Raw genomic sequence first — 12306 nt, 5'->3', positions numbered from 1 at the left:
TTTGCTGAAGAATTAACCTTGGTCTTGTGTATCGTCAACCAGCGGGCTGGCGCGGTGTTCGGCGCGGATCTCTTCTTCCGGTAACGGCGCGGGTTCAGCAGCGGTGCTGGCTTCCACGGCGGTCGCCAGCGGTTGGCCGATTTTAGTCACGGACAGGCTTTGCAGCGAGTCGACCAGCTTCACCTGGCCCGGGGCAAACAGGTTGATCACGGTGGAACCCAGTTTGAAGCGGCCCATCTCCTGGCCTTTCAGCAGGGCGACGGAGCCTTCGCTGTCGCCAGCGGGCCAGGTCCAGCGTTTAATAATGCCTTCGCGCGGTGGGGTCACGGTGCCGGACCACACGGTCTCGATGCTGCCGACGATAGTCGCGCCCACCAGAATTTGCGCCATCGGGCCAAACTCAGTATCAAACAGGCAGATGACGCGCTCGTTACGGGCGAACAGGTTAGGCACATTCTGCGCCGTCAGATGGTTAACCGAGAACAGGTCGCCAGGGACGTAGATCATTTCGCGCAGGATGCCGTTGCACGGCATGTGCACGCGGTGATAGTCGCGCGGCGACAGATAGGTGGTGGCGAAGCTGCCGTTACGGAACAGGTCGGCCATTTGATAGTTGCCGGCCAGCAGGGCTTCCAGGCTGTAGTCATGACCTTTGGCCTGCAGGATTTTATCGTCTTCAATGGCGCCAAGCTGGCTGATCACGCCGTCTGCCGGCATCACCAGCACGTTGGGATCGGTATTCAGCGGGCGAACGTCGTCGCGCAGCGGACGCACAAAGAAATCGTTGAAGGTGCGATAAGCCGCGGTATCCGGCTTCTGCGCCTCTTTCATATCGACCTTGTAGTATTTCACGAACAGATCGATGACCAGTTTCGTCAACCAACCTGCGCGTTTGCTCGCACCCCAGCCTGCGAGGCGGGTGAGCCACAGTTTAGGCAGAATGTATTGCAGTGAAAGTTTAAGATCGTTTAACAAAGTAGCCTCCAGGCCATGATATGTCGTTCCTGACCCCGCCCGCGGGCGGGGTCCTGAAAAAAGGGGACGATTCTATACGTAAACCTCGCCAAATGGCATCCGCGTTAGTCGCAGTTTGACCGCGTCCTGGCAGAGCCTGACGTGATGCTCAGCTTAATGATCAGTCATCGGACGAGGAAAAGTTTTTACGCGTTTTTACCTGTACCTGCTCCATGCTTTCGAGGATGCGGTGGTAGTTCTCAAAACGGCTTTCGGCGATCTTGCCGTTCTCTACCGCTTCGCGAAGCGCACAGCCAGGATCGTTATCGTGTTTACAGTCGCGGTATTTGCAATGGCCTAAATAATCATGGAATTCGACAAAGCCATGGGTGATTTGTTCCGCTTCCAGATGCCAGAGGCCAAATTCACGAACGCCCGGCGAATCAATCACATCGCCGCCGTGCGGGAAGTGGTAGAGGCGCGCCGCGGTGGTGGTGTGCTGGCCTAAGCCGGAAACGTCCGAGACATCATTGGTGAGGATCTGATCCTCATTCAGCCCCAGCAGGGCATTCAGCAGACTCGATTTACCGACCCCGGACTGCCCGGCGAAAATGCTGATGCGGTCGGTCAGGGCCGCTTCCAGCGGCTTGAGACCGTCCTGAGTCCGGCTGGAGACCATGAGCACGCGGTAGCCGATATTGCGGTAGATGTCCATTTGCTCATTGACGAAGCGCAGGCCATCGTCATCCAGCAGATCGATTTTATTCAGGACGATCAACGGCTCGATATCCTGCGCCTCGCAGGCCACCAGATAGCGATCGATAATATTCAGCGACAGTTCAGGCAGGATCGCGGAAACCACCACGATCTGATCGATATTGGCGGCGATAGGCTTCACGCCGTCGTAAAAATCCGGACGCGTCAGGACGGAGGCGCGCTCGTGCACCGCTTCGACGATCCCTTTGACGTTTACGCCGTCGGCGGCGTCTTTACCCGGCCGCCAGACCACGCGGTCGCCGGTGACCAGCGAACGGATTGTCCGGCGAATGTTGCAGCGATGGACGCTACCGTCAGCGGATTCGACGTCGGCATGCATACCAAAGCGACTGATGACAATGCCTTCCGACGTTTCGCCAAACAGGTTGTCATCGTAGTCGGCCTTCTCCGCAGTGGTTTTCAGGCGGCGCTGGTGGTTGGCGTTGACGCGGCGCTGCTGGCCTTTGGAGAGTTTATTTTTACTCAATCGAACTGGCTCCTGGTCGCCCTGATGGGGCAAAACCTCTATGATACACGCTATTTTAGATGAATATAGTCACGCAAGAAGGGTGGAAAATAGCATGAGTGCAAATGAAAACAACCTCATTTGGATCGATCTTGAGATGACAGGGCTGGATCCGGAGCGCGATCGCATTATCGAAATCGCCACCCTGGTGACCGATGCCAACCTGAACATTTTGGCTGAAGGGCCGACCATCGCCGTGCATCAGTCGGATGCTCAGCTGGCATTAATGGACGAGTGGAATGTGCGGACGCATACCGGCAGCGGACTGGTGGATCGCGTGAAGGCCAGCGCCGTCAGCGAGCACGATGCCGAACTGGCGACCATTGAGTTTCTTAAGCAGTGGGTGCCGGCGGGCAAGTCGCCGATCTGCGGCAACAGCATCGGCCAGGATCGTCGCTTCCTGTTTAAGTACATGCCGCAACTGGAAGCCTATTTCCACTACCGCTATCTGGACGTCAGCACGCTGAAAGAGCTGGCTCGCCGCTGGAAGCCGGAAATTCTCGACGGCTTTAAAAAGCAGGGCACCCATCAGGCGATGGACGATATCCGCGAGTCGGTTGCCGAGCTGGCCTACTATCGCGAGCATTTCATTAAGCTGTAAACCAATACCGGGCCTGGTGCGGCCCGGTACATCTTTCTGATTATTTAAACCACTTTTGCTGCATCTGCTGGAAGTCAGGCGTCGCCATGACCGCGGTCAGGGCATCGTTGATGGCATTCAGCAACTCCGGATCGTCTTTGCGCACCGCAATCGCATACTGCTTACCGTAATAAGCCGGGTCGGTGGCCCGCTCATCCATGATGGCGTAGTCAGGGTTCTCTTGTTGCCAGGCGTCAAGGGTGGCGAAGTCGCTCATGACGCCGGTTATTTCGCCGGCTTTCAGCGCGGCTAAAGCGCTGGCGACGTCGTCGTAAGGGATCGCCTGCACGGCCTTCTGCTTATCGCGCAGATAGTGCTGGTGCAGCGTGCCTTTCACCACGCCGATTTTTTTGGCTTTCAGATCGGCAAAGGTATGGGCGACATCTTTATTGACGATCACCACCCCGGAGAGGGCCTGGCGATAGGGGCGGCTAAAGGCGACCTGCTTCTCGCGCATTGGGATCACTTCCATACCGGCAATCACCGCATCAAACTTCTTAAAGCGCAATGCCGGGATCAGGGTATCGAAACGCTGCGCCGTAAACTGGCACTGCGCCTGCATCTGCTGGCACAGGGCGTGAGCGAGATCGATATCGAAGCCGACGGGCTGATTTTTGCCGTTGGCGGTGACAAACGGCGGATTGGCCGTGGTAGTGCCAAAATGGAGCGTCTCGGCTGACGCGGTTCCGATGGCCAGCGTGCTCAGCAGCAGGACGGTGAGGACTTTTCTCATGCTAATTCCCTGTTTGGCGTCGTGGTGGCCACGTTATACGTCGCGCCACCGCACTATGATGCGAGCGATTTTGCGTCATTCAGCCGGGCGGAAAAAGCAATTTTGCCCGTTATGACGCTTATTTATACAATTCAGCGGCGTAGGTGGCGAGAAAATGTCCATTTAAACAAAAAACGCAAAAAAGTGATCGTCAGGGGGTTGCAGGGGCATCGAATTCTCGTATAATGCGCCTCCCGTAACGACGCAGAAATGCAAATTACGACGCCATCAAAATATGGCAAAAAAGCAGTAACGCGGGAATAGCTCAGTTGGTAGAGCACGACCTTGCCAAGGTCGGGGTCGCGAGTTCGAGTCTCGTTTCCCGCTCCAAAATTTGAAAGCACCATCCTGATCACAGGGTTTCAACTCGCAGATGCGAGGCGAAAGCCGAAGATTAAGCGGGAATAGCTCAGTTGGTAGAGCACGACCTTGCCAAGGTCGGGGTCGCGAGTTCGAGTCTCGTTTCCCGCTCCAAAATTTGAAAGACATACCACACCAGTCGCAGTATTCAGGTTGCTACACGGTAGCTTGAATGACGATGATTAAGCGGGAATAGCTCAGTTGGTAGAGCACGACCTTGCCAAGGTCGGGGTCGCGAGTTCGAGTCTCGTTTCCCGCTCCAAATTTTCTTCCATCTCTTATTTATCCACAGTGCAATCCAGCGCCGGGGATGATTTTCATTTGATATCCAGAAATACTGTGAACAGAGTTATCCACAGGTTGTCGTTCCGTCTTTGACGGCGTAAATGCTTCGCTTTGTAAATAGTATCTTTATATACCATTGAAATTTAACAATTAAATTTCATTTCAAAATGTTAATCCGATCACTTGACCTCGGTCTGCGCCTTGAAACGCAATGTGTTTTAGATTTTATTCACAGCCTGTGAATGAATCAGGCGTCGCGCGGCAAGCCTTTCTCTACTACCCTGACCAGACGTAATTTTTTCGGCAGTTGTACTTCGACGGCGTCGGCGTTCCGCTTGTTTATTTGCTCAGCGATAGCCCATTCGATGTGCTCGTCGAGAAGCGGGTGCTCACCCCGGCGACTCTCCAGCGCGCGAAGATGGGCTTCATCCCAGGGCGCATTGCCCAGCGCGACGGCGATATTGCGCAGCCAGCGCAGGTGGCCAATGCGACGAATCGCCGACCCTTCGGTTACCTTCAGAAACCACGCTTCGCTCCAGGCGAACAGCTCCACCAGCGGTGGCGCATGCAACGCTTTGCGTGGACTGAAATCCTCTTCATCGGTGAGCTGTGAGAAACGGTTCCACGGACAGATCAGCTGACAATCATCACAACCGTAAATACGGTTGCCGATAAGCGGACGGAACTCCTCCGGGATAGCGCCTTCCAGCTCGATGGTGAGATAGGAGATGCAGCGCCGGGCGTCGACGGTGTAGGGCTCAACGATGGCGCCGGTGGGGCAGATGGTCATGCAGGCGACGCAGCGTCCGCACTCCTCCGCAACCGGGCTGTCGACCGGTAGAGGCAGATCGATCAGCAGTTCGCCGAGGAAAAAGAATGATCCCGCGTCGCGGCTTAAGATAAGTGAGTGCTTACCTGTCCAGCCAAGGCCCGCTTTTTCTGCGATTGGCCGCTCCAGGATAGGCGCGGAATCGACAAAAGGTCTAAAATTGAGCGAAGCACACTGTTCCTGAATCTTCTCCCCCAGTTTTTTCAGGCGATTACGTAGCAGCTTATGATAATCACGCCCGAGGGCATAACGGCTGACGTAACCCAGTGCGGGATCTTTCAGGGTGCGGGCAAAGGCGGCGTTGGCGGGCAGATAGTTCATCCGCACGCTGATAACGCGTAACGTACCGGGCAGCAGTTCGTGGGGACGGGCGCGCATCATACCGTGACGGGCCATCCACTCCATTTCGCCGTGGTATTGTTTATCCAGCCATGCCTGCAGTTTGGGTTCACTGGCGCTGAGGTCGGTATCGGCGATACCCACCTGCTGGAACCCGAGCTCTGTGCCCCACTGTTTGATTTGTTGCGCTAACTGAACGAGATCGAGGGGCTGTGACATGATGGACCATACAATGACGAAAAACCCTGACAGTATACCATACAACATTTGGCCTGCGGAGGCGCTGCGCCTGGCCGAACGAGAGGCGGCGGACAGCCTGGGGCTGACGCTGTTCGAACTGATGCAGCGCGCGGGCGAGGCGGCCTTTCAGCTGGCCAGCCGCGCTTATCCCGCCAGCGCGCACTGGCTGATCCTCTGCGGACATGGCAACAACGGCGGCGACGGATATGTTGTCGCGCGTCTGGCACAGGCCGCGGGGCGGCGGGTGACGCTGCTGGCGGTAGAGAGTGACAGCCCGCTGCCGGAAGAGGCGCAGGCGGCGCGGGAGGCGTGGCTTAACGCCGGCGGCGTGATCCATGCGGCGACTATCCCGTGGCCCGACGATATCTCACTGATTATTGATGGCCTGCTCGGCACCGGTCTGCGCAGTGCGCCGCGCGATCCCGTCGCGGCGCTCATCCACCAGGCTAACCACCACCCGGCGCCGGCGGTGGCGCTGGATATCCCTTCCGGCCTGAATGCGCAGACCGGCGCGACGCCAGGTGCAGTGGTTCAGGCTGACCACACCCTGACCTTTATCGCCCTCAAACCCGGGCTGCTGACCGGCAAGGCGCGGGATGTCGTCGGGCATCTCCATCATCATGCCCTTGGGCTCGAGCGCTGGCTCGCCGGGCAAAGTACTCCCCTGACGCGGTTTTGCGCCGCCCACCTCGCCGACTGGCTGCCGCCGCGGCGGGCCACCTCCCATAAGGGCGATCACGGCAAGCTGGTGATTGTCGGCGGCGATCGCGGCACAGCAGGCGCTATCCGTATGTGCGGTGAAGCGGCCCTACGCAGCGGTGCAGGGCTGGTGCGAGTGCTTACTCACCCGGAGAACGTGGCGCCCATTGTCACCGTGCGGCCGGAATTAATGGTGGATGAACTGACGCCCCAGACCCTGAAAGCCGCGCTGGAGTGGGCTGATGTGGTGGCGATTGGCCCGGGTCTGGGGCAGCGCGAATGGGGGCGCAGCGCCCTGCGCACGGTGGAAAGTTTTAACAAACCGATGGTCTGGGACGCCGACGCGCTGAACCTGCTGGCATTCAATCCCGATAAACGTCACAATCGCGTGTTAACGCCGCACCCCGGCGAAGCGGCCCGTCTGCTGAACGTCAGCGTGGCAGAAATTGAAAGCGATCGCTTACTTTCTGCGCAGCGTCTGGTAAAACGGTATGGTGGCGTGGTTGTGCTGAAAGGCGCGGGCACGGTGGTGGCCAGTGAAAGCGGGGCGATGGGCATTATCGATGCCGGCAATGCCGGGATGGCCAGCGGCGGGATGGGCGATGTGCTTACCGGCATTATTGCCGCATTGTTAGGACAGCACCTGACGCCGTATGATGCAGCCTGTGCCGGGTGCGTCGCTCATGGCGACGCCGCCGACCGGGTGGCCGCTCGCGAGGGCACCCGCGGTATGCTGGCGACCGATCTCTTTTCCACGCTCAGGCGTGTTGTTAACCCGGATGTGATTGACGTAGACCATGATTAACCGAGTGATTCCTTTACCCGATGAGCAGGCCACGCTGGCCCTTGGCGACCGCATCGCGCAGGCCTGTACCGGCGCCACCGTGATTTATCTGTATGGTGATTTAGGCGCGGGGAAAACGACCTTCAGCCGCGGATTTTTGCAGGCGCTCGGTCACCGCGGCAATGTCAAAAGCCCAACCTATACCCTGGTGGAGCCGTATACCCTCGAGAATCTGATGGTATATCACTTCGATCTCTACCGACTGGCGGATCCTGAGGAGCTCGAATTTATGGGGATCCGTGATTATTTTGCCGACGATGCCATCTGCCTGGTGGAATGGCCGCAGCAAGGCGCAGGTGTCCTGCCTGACCCGGATGTTGAAATTCACCTTGATTACCAGGCACAAGGGCGTGAGGCGCGTATTACCGCGATCTCCTCACGGGGTGAATCTTTACTGGCGCGTTTAGCCATTTAGCCTGAAGGATGACGGGATGAAGTATCGCATAACCACCTGGCTTGCCGCTGCGCTAATGCTCTCGAGTCTTCACGCCACTGCGGCGAGTTTATCCGATATCCAGGTCTCCAACGGAGACCAGCAGGCCCGTATTACCCTAAGTTTTGTCGGTGAGCCGGAGTACTCCTTTACCCCACAGGGTAAACGTCTGGTCGCGCTGGATATCAAGCAGACCGGCGTATTGCAGGGACTACCGCTGCAGTTTAGCGGCAGCAACCTGGTGAAGAGTATTCGCGCCGGTACGCCGCAGGATACGCAGACGCTGCGTCTGCTGGTGGATTTGACGGAAGATGGTAAAACGCGAGCGGTGAAGCAGCAGAACGGGGCGAATTACACGGTGGTCTTTACCATCAACGCCGACGCACCGCCGCCACCGCCACCGCCGCCTGTGGTGGTGAAACGGGCTGACCCGCCGCCAGTGATGCCTTCCCGGACGGCGACGTCAGGGCGTAACCCGTTCAGCTCGTCGGGTCATGAACGGCAGACGGCGATGACCTCCTCCCAGCCGGCGATGACCAACAATCAGACCGTGACTCGCCCGGCGGCCCGTACGGTGTCGGCGGATGATAAGGTGATTATCGCCATCGATGCCGGACACGGCGGTCAGGATCCTGGCGCAATTGGTCCGAATGGCACCAAAGAGAAGAACGTCACTATCGCTATCGCGCGCAAGCTGCGGGCGTTACTGAACGCCGATCCGCAGTTTAAGCCGGTGCTGACCCGCGACGGAGATTACTTTATTTCGGTGATGGGCCGCTCTGACGTGGCGCGTAAGCAAAACGCCAACTTCCTCGTCTCTATCCATGCTGATGCCGCGCCAAACCGCGATGCGACCGGCGCCTCGGTGTGGGTGCTCTCGAACCGTCGCGCCAACAGCGAAATGGCCGGTTGGCTCGAGCAGCATGAGAAGCAGTCTGAACTGCTCGGCGGGGCAGGCGACGTGCTGGCGAACAGCCAGGCCGACCCCTACCTGAGCCAGGCGGTGCTGGATCTGCAGTTCGGTCATTCCCAGCGCGTCGGCTACGATGTGGCGACCAACGTGCTGAGCCAGCTGCAGCGCATTGGCAACCTGCACAAACGCCGCCCGGAGCATGCCAGCCTCGGTGTATTGCGCTCGCCGGATATCCCGTCGATCCTTGTGGAAACGGGCTTTATCAGTAACAACGGTGAAGAGCGGCTGCTGGGGAGCGATGATTACCAGGAGCAGATTGCGGAGGCGATTTATAACGGCCTGCGCAACTACTTTATGCAGCATCCGCTGCAGTCGGCGCCTCGCGGCGAGGCGGCGCAGACCGCCAGCGCCGCAGCGCCAGGCGGGATGTTGATTAACTAAGGAGCAGGGGATGCCGATTCAGGTTCTGCCGCCGCAGCTCGCCAACCAGATTGCCGCCGGCGAAGTGGTGGAGCGGCCCGCGTCGGTGGTGAAAGAGCTGGTTGAGAACAGCCTTGATGCTGGCGCTACGCGGATTGACATTGATATCGAACGCGGCGGCGCGAAGCTCATTCGCATCCGCGATAACGGCAGTGGCATCAAAAAAGACGAGCTGGCGTTGGCCCTGGCCCGTCATGCGACCAGCAAGATCGCCTCGCTTGACGATCTGGAGGCGATTATCAGCCTCGGCTTTCGCGGCGAAGCGCTGGCCAGTATCAGTTCGGTGGCGCGCTTAACGCTGACTTCGCGCACGGCGGAGCAGCAGGAAGCCTGGCAGGCTTATGCCGAAGGCCGCGATCAGGCGGTAACGGTGAAGCCGGCGGCGCACCCGGTCGGCACCACCCTGGAAGTCCTCGATCTGTTCTACAACACGCCGGCGCGGCGCAAATTTATGCGCACCGAAAAAACCGAGTTCGGCCACATTGACGAGGTGGTGCGCCGCATTGCGCTGGCGCGCTTCGACGTCACCATTAACCTCAACCATAACGGTAAGGTGATACGACAGTATCGGGCAGTGGCGCAGGATGGCCAGCGGGAGCGGCGGCTGGGAACCATTTGCGGCGCCGCTTTTCTCGAACATGCGCTGGCGATCGAGTGGCAGCATGGCGATCTGACCCTGCGCGGCTGGGTTGCCGATCCGCTCCATACCACCCCGGCGCTGGCGGAAATTCAGTACTGTTACGTCAACGGCCGGATGATGCGCGACCGGCTGATCAATCATGCTATCCGCCAGGCCTGTGAAGACAAGCTGGGCGCCGATCAGCAGCCGGCGTTTGTGCTGTATCTGGAGATCGATCCCCATCAGGTGGATGTGAACGTCCATCCGGCCAAGCATGAGGTGCGTTTCCATCAGTCTCGCCTGGTGCATGACTTTATCTACCAGGGCGTACTGAGCGTGCTGCAGCAACAGCTTGATGCGCCGCTGGCGGAAAAAGACGACCCGCCGACGCCGCGCCAGATGCCGGAGAACCGCATCGCCGCAGGCGGCAACCAGTTTGCTCGGCCGTCGGAAGCGCGTGAACCGGCAACCCGATTCAGCATGACATCGTCGCGTGAGCCGGCTGTCTCCGGCGGCAGTTCTGGCGGCGCGAGCTGGCCGCATGCGCAGCCCGGTTACCAGAAGCAGCAGGGCGCGCTTTATCGTCAGTTGCTCGACACGCCCGCCGCTCCGCGACCCGCGCAGCCGTCCGCCGCCCCGGCGGAACTGGCTGGTCACAGTCAGAGTTTTGGCAGAGTGCTGACGATCGTCGGCGGCGATTGCGCGCTGCTGGAGCGCGAGGGCAGTCTGGCGCTGCTGTCGTTGACCGTTGCCGAGCGCTGGCTGCGCCAGGCGCAGTTGACGCCGGGTACGGAAGCGGTATGTGCCCAGCCGCTGCTGATCCCGTTGCGGTTAAAAGTCACGGAAGGGGAGAAGCGGGCGCTGGCCGCTGCGCAGTCGGCGCTGACGCAGTTGGGGATCGAGCTTCATACCGATGCCCTGCACGTGACGGTGCGCGCGGTCCCTTTACCCTTAAGACAACAAAATTTACAAATCTTGATTCCTGAACTGATAGGCTACCTGGCGCAGCAAAACGCATTCGACGTCGGCAACATCGCCCAATGGATGGCGCGTAATCTGACGAGCGAACAGGCGTCATGGAATATGGCGCAGGCGATTGCGCTGCTGGCGGACGTCGAACGTCTTTGCCCGCAGCTGGTGAAAACGCCGCCGGGTGGCCTGTTACAACCTGTAGATCTCCATTCGGCGATGAATGCCCTGAAAGATGAATGATGTAACCGAGGCGAGCCTGCCCAAGGCAATTTTTTTAATGGGCCCGACGGCCTCAGGTAAAACCGCGCTGGCGATAGTTTTACGTAAAGTTTTGCCAGTAGAGTTGATTAGTGTTGATTCCGCCCTCATTTATCGGGGAATGGATATTGGCACTGCCAAACCGGATGCCGCGGAGCTTAGCGCTGCGCCGCACCGGCTGCTGGATATTTTGGATCCCGCAGAAGCCTATTCCGCGGCTGATTTTCGCCGCGACGCGCTGGCGGCGATGGCCGATATTGTCGCCGCCGGGCGTATTCCGCTGTTAGTCGGCGGAACGATGTTGTATTTCAAAGCGTTGCTGGAAGGATTGTCGCCCTTACCGTCGGCTGACCCAGAGGTCAGAGCGCGGATTGAGCAGCAGGCCGCAGAGCAGGGGTGGAACGCGTTACATCAGCAATTACAGGAAATTGATCCCGTGGCTGCTGCGCGTATTCATCCAAATGATCCGCAAAGGCTTTCCCGGGCACTGGAAGTTTTTTTCATTTCGGGTAAAACTTTAACGGAACTGACGCAAACGTCAGGAGACGCTCTGCCATATCAGGTGCATCAGTTCGCCATCGCCCCGGCGAGCCGTGAACTGCTCCATCAACGCATAGAACAGCGTTTTCATCAGATGTTAGCTTCAGGTTTTGAAGCAGAAGTACGGGCGCTTTTTGCCCGCGGAGATTTGCATACGGATATGCCTTCCATCCGTTGTGTTGGATACCGCCAGATGTGGTCATACCTCAATGGCGAGATCCCTTATGATGAGATGGTTTATCGAGGTGTTTGCGCCACGAGACAGTTAGCCAAACGTCAGGTCACCTGGCTGCGCGGTTGGGAAGGTGTGCACTGGTTAGACAGTGAACAACCTGAACAAGCGCTCAACAAAGTATTACAGGTTGTTGGTGCGAGCCAGAACTGAACGTGTACAATTGAACGGTATCGTGCGTAATTTTTTTTAAGAATCGTAAGGTTCTGAGTACAAAACAAGCATACATATAAGGAAAAGAGAGAATGGCTAAGGGGCAATCTTTACAAGATCCGTTCCTGAACGCTTTGCGTCGGGAACGCGTTCCGGTTTCTATTTATTTGGTGAATGGTATCAAGCTGCAAGGGCAAATTGAGTCTTTCGATCAGTTCGTGATCCTGTTGAAGAACACGGTCAGCCAGATGGTCTATAAGCACGCAATTTCTACTGTTGTCCCGTCTCGCCCGGTGTCTCACCACAGCAATAATGCTGGCGGCGGTTCCAGTAACTATCACCACGGTGGTAGCGCGCAGGGCTCTTCTGCGCCGCAACAAGACAGCGACGACGCCGAATAAGGCCAGTGCTGTTTTTCCACGCCGGGGAGCCAGGTTTTCTGTGTTCCCCGCTGGTATTTTA

The 12306-nt window shown here is 58.1% G+C and carries 11 protein-coding genes and 3 tRNA genes; 10 read left to right on the top strand and 4 right to left on the bottom strand.

Annotation, left to right across the window (positions count from 1 at the left end; all coding sequences use genetic code 11):
- Positions 1 to 12: 12 nt before the first annotated feature.
- Together asd and rsgA are read right to left on the bottom strand one after the other, a co-directional pair.
- Positions 13 to 975, bottom strand: a complete 963-nt coding sequence (gene asd, locus DTA24_RS25790; RefSeq protein ID WP_012969117.1) for an archaetidylserine decarboxylase — start codon at positions 973 to 975, stop codon at positions 13 to 15.
- A gap of 160 nt (positions 976 to 1135) precedes the next feature.
- Positions 1136 to 2197 (bottom strand): small ribosomal subunit biogenesis GTPase RsgA, encoded by a 1062-nt coding sequence (gene rsgA, locus DTA24_RS25785; protein WP_008807202.1) that lies wholly within the window; start codon positions 2195 to 2197, stop codon positions 1136 to 1138.
- 94 nt (positions 2198 to 2291) lie between these two features.
- Here rsgA and orn point away from each other — a divergent pair, with 94 nt between their 5' ends.
- Complete coding sequence (orn, locus tag DTA24_RS25775; RefSeq protein ID WP_004206435.1) at positions 2292 to 2837, top strand: oligoribonuclease; 546 nt, start codon at positions 2292 to 2294, stop codon at positions 2835 to 2837.
- Between the two features lie 40 nt (positions 2838 to 2877).
- Here orn and DTA24_RS25770 read toward each other — a convergent pair whose 3' ends face one another.
- A complete protein-coding gene (locus tag DTA24_RS25770) occupies positions 2878 to 3609 on the bottom strand; it encodes a transporter substrate-binding domain-containing protein (protein WP_016160145.1) in 732 nt (243 codons plus the stop codon).
- Between the two features lie 293 nt (positions 3610 to 3902).
- Between DTA24_RS25770 and DTA24_RS25760 the strand changes: the two genes are divergently transcribed.
- From DTA24_RS25760 to DTA24_RS25750, 3 genes are all read left to right on the top strand, one after another.
- Positions 3903 to 3978: transfer RNA gene (locus tag DTA24_RS25760), tRNA-Gly, on the top strand.
- Between the two features lie 68 nt (positions 3979 to 4046).
- Positions 4047 to 4122 (top strand) — tRNA-Gly (locus DTA24_RS25755).
- 72 nt (positions 4123 to 4194) lie between these two features.
- A tRNA-Gly gene (locus tag DTA24_RS25750) sits at positions 4195 to 4270 on the top strand.
- A gap of 270 nt (positions 4271 to 4540) precedes the next feature.
- Here DTA24_RS25750 and queG read toward each other — a convergent pair.
- Positions 4541 to 5680, bottom strand: coding sequence for a tRNA epoxyqueuosine(34) reductase QueG (queG, locus tag DTA24_RS25745; protein ID WP_012543115.1), 1140 nt, complete (start codon positions 5678 to 5680; stop codon positions 4541 to 4543).
- A gap of 13 nt (positions 5681 to 5693) precedes the next feature.
- On the opposite strand from queG, the gene nnr reads away from it, so the two are divergent.
- The 6 genes from nnr (at position 5694) to hfq (ending at position 12245) form a co-directional block, all read left to right on the top strand.
- The gene (gene nnr, locus DTA24_RS25740; RefSeq protein ID WP_164481355.1) at positions 5694 to 7205 is read left to right on the top strand and encodes a bifunctional ADP-dependent NAD(P)H-hydrate dehydratase/NAD(P)H-hydrate epimerase; all 1512 of its coding nucleotides are present in this window, start codon (positions 5694 to 5696) and stop codon (positions 7203 to 7205) included.
- Positions 7198 to 7659 (top strand): tRNA (adenosine(37)-N6)-threonylcarbamoyltransferase complex ATPase subunit type 1 TsaE, encoded by a 462-nt coding sequence (tsaE, locus tag DTA24_RS25735; RefSeq protein WP_012543113.1) that lies wholly within the window; start codon positions 7198 to 7200, stop codon positions 7657 to 7659. The genes nnr and tsaE overlap by 8 nt, the downstream gene beginning before the upstream one ends.
- A 16-nt stretch (positions 7660 to 7675) precedes the next feature.
- On the top strand, positions 7676 to 9031 hold the full coding sequence (gene amiB / locus DTA24_RS25730; RefSeq protein WP_008807196.1) for an N-acetylmuramoyl-L-alanine amidase AmiB: 1356 nt from the start codon (positions 7676 to 7678) through the stop codon (positions 9029 to 9031).
- 10 nt (positions 9032 to 9041) lie between these two features.
- Positions 9042 to 10901, top strand: coding sequence for a DNA mismatch repair endonuclease MutL (mutL, locus tag DTA24_RS25725; protein WP_016160149.1), 1860 nt, complete (start codon positions 9042 to 9044; stop codon positions 10899 to 10901).
- A complete protein-coding gene (gene miaA / locus DTA24_RS25720; RefSeq protein WP_123837126.1) occupies positions 10894 to 11844 on the top strand; it encodes a tRNA (adenosine(37)-N6)-dimethylallyltransferase MiaA in 951 nt (316 codons plus the stop codon). The genes mutL and miaA overlap by 8 nt, the downstream gene beginning before the upstream one ends.
- A 92-nt stretch (positions 11845 to 11936) precedes the next feature.
- Positions 11937 to 12245, top strand: a complete 309-nt coding sequence (gene hfq / locus DTA24_RS25715; protein ID WP_002885659.1) for an RNA chaperone Hfq — start codon at positions 11937 to 11939, stop codon at positions 12243 to 12245.
- Positions 12246 to 12306: the final 61 nt, after the last annotated feature.

The organism is Klebsiella sp. P1CD1 (assembly GCF_003790505.1).
Taxonomy (GTDB): Bacteria; Pseudomonadota; Gammaproteobacteria; order Enterobacterales; family Enterobacteriaceae; genus Klebsiella; species Klebsiella variicola.
Note: the sequence above shows the minus strand (reverse complement) of the source record. Positions and strands in the feature narration are given on the sequence as shown.

Bases quoted from the DNA above. Each gene is read 5' to 3' on its own strand.
- mutL (WP_016160149.1), top strand. From the start codon at position 9,042: ATGCCGATTCAGGTTCTGCCGCCGCAGCTCGCCAACCAGATTGCCGCC.
- nnr (WP_164481355.1), top strand. From the start codon at position 5,694: ATGACGAAAAACCCTGACAGTATACCATACAACATTTGGCCTGCGGAG.
- DTA24_RS25770 (WP_016160145.1), bottom strand. From the start codon at position 3,609: ATGAGAAAAGTCCTCACCGTCCTGCTGCTGAGCACGCTGGCCATCGGA.
- queG (WP_012543115.1), bottom strand. From the start codon at position 5,680: ATGTCACAGCCCCTCGATCTCGTTCAGTTAGCGCAACAAATCAAACAG.
- orn (WP_004206435.1), top strand. From the start codon at position 2,292: ATGAGTGCAAATGAAAACAACCTCATTTGGATCGATCTTGAGATGACA.
- amiB (WP_008807196.1), top strand. From the start codon at position 7,676: ATGAAGTATCGCATAACCACCTGGCTTGCCGCTGCGCTAATGCTCTCG.
- hfq (WP_002885659.1), top strand. From the start codon at position 11,937: ATGGCTAAGGGGCAATCTTTACAAGATCCGTTCCTGAACGCTTTGCGT.
- miaA (WP_123837126.1), top strand. From the start codon at position 10,894: ATGAATGATGTAACCGAGGCGAGCCTGCCCAAGGCAATTTTTTTAATG.
- tsaE (WP_012543113.1), top strand. From the start codon at position 7,198: ATGATTAACCGAGTGATTCCTTTACCCGATGAGCAGGCCACGCTGGCC.